Origin of the sequence: Methylobacterium oxalidis (assembly GCF_007992195.1) — a bacterium.
Lineage (GTDB): Bacteria > Pseudomonadota > Alphaproteobacteria > Rhizobiales > Beijerinckiaceae > Methylobacterium > Methylobacterium oxalidis.
Genome location: NZ_BJZU01000293.1, coordinates 1 through 1,198, shown reverse-complemented (window position 1 = coordinate 1,198; position 1,198 = coordinate 1). Strand labels below are relative to the sequence as shown.

Here is a 1,198-nt window from a genome sequence, read left to right as displayed (position 1 = left end):
GAACCGACGACATTCAGCTTGGGAAGCTGTGGCAGGACGTTGATTTTGCTGGAAGGTGTTCCCTGTGGGTAAGCTGCCGCAGAGCGCGTACTTACCCTCGACCATGGGAATGGGAGGTCTCGTGCGTCGGCGTTGGTAAAATTCGCACATTGAGTCCCCCGGAGCCCGCCGCAGCCGCGGCACCGTTGAGAGATCAAGAGCGGGTTCTATCCTTTGTCGCTGCTGCTCGGGCAGGGCGGCACGTGAGGGTAGGGCGATGGCGTTCTTTCTCGGCATCGGCGGACCTTGGATCGTCCTCATGATCCTGGACCTCTTCTGGACCAAGCAGAGCCTGGAACTCTCGCACTCCGAGCGATCCCGTGGCTGGCAGGAACGCCTCGAGCGCCTGCTGCGAAAGCGAGATGGAAGACCTGTTCCGATCCCTGTGCGGGAGCCGCTGCCGCAGAGCGAGCAGGGCGACGTGCAGACCTCACGCTCTGAAAGCTACCTCTTCCGTAAGCCGGCGTAGGTGATTCGAACGCACTCGCTCGACCGCTACTGCAAGCGGCGAAGCACCCGGTTCCTCGCTGCGTGATCGCGGGCCCGATCCGAACGACGCTTAACTGCCAGAAGCCCACGTTGAGCGACGCGTAGCCGCGCTGATGCCGTCTAAGGTCGAACTTTACACGCTGTCCGTTCCCCGCTTTGATGCACAAAACAATCGCGCAATGCTCCGGCGGCTGGCCCGCTGCCGGCAACGATGATGCGGGATGGGGGCGATGCAGAACCTCGCTTTCCCTGCTTCCGGGCTGGCGGCACTGCTAGCGCCAGAGCCTCCGGAGGCGGCAGACATTCGCCGGGCTTACGCGCGAAAGCGCGCTGCCCAGGAAGCACGCGAGCGGCACCTCGCCTTGAGCATCCTGGTGCGGAGCGAGATCATGCCTCGCTTGTGCCTCCGTCACTCGACGCTGGAGCAGGCAGTGCCGAGGCCCGCACCCAAACTCGATACCGAGGCGGCTGCAGAGTTCACCGCGTTGATCCTTGCTCAGGATCCGGCCCCAGCGTTCAGCGCGTTCTCAGGTCTGTTGTCCGAAGGCTACGCAGCCGACGACCTGTTCCTCGACCTGCTCGCCCCCTCTGCAGCCCTGCTCGGCCGCCTGTGGGAAGAGGATCTCTGCGACTTCATCGAGGTGACGGCGGGTGTCGCTCGCCTTCAGCT

At 63.9% G+C, this 1,198-nt stretch carries 1 protein-coding gene and 1 pseudogene; both read left to right on the top strand.

Annotation, left to right across the window (positions count from 1 at the left end):
- The first annotated feature begins 256 nt into the window (after positions 1 to 256).
- Complete coding sequence (locus MOX02_RS30655; protein ID WP_147029518.1) at positions 257 to 508, top strand: hypothetical protein; 252 nt, start codon at positions 257 to 259, stop codon at positions 506 to 508.
- Between the two features lie 250 nt (positions 509 to 758).
- Positions 759 to 1,198 (top strand): annotated as a pseudogene (locus tag MOX02_RS30650) (coenzyme B12-binding protein); the annotation flags it as partial.

Bases quoted from the DNA above. Each gene is read 5' to 3' on its own strand.
- MOX02_RS30655 (WP_147029518.1), top strand. From the start codon at position 257: ATGGCGTTCTTTCTCGGCATCGGCGGACCTTGGATCGTCCTCATGATC.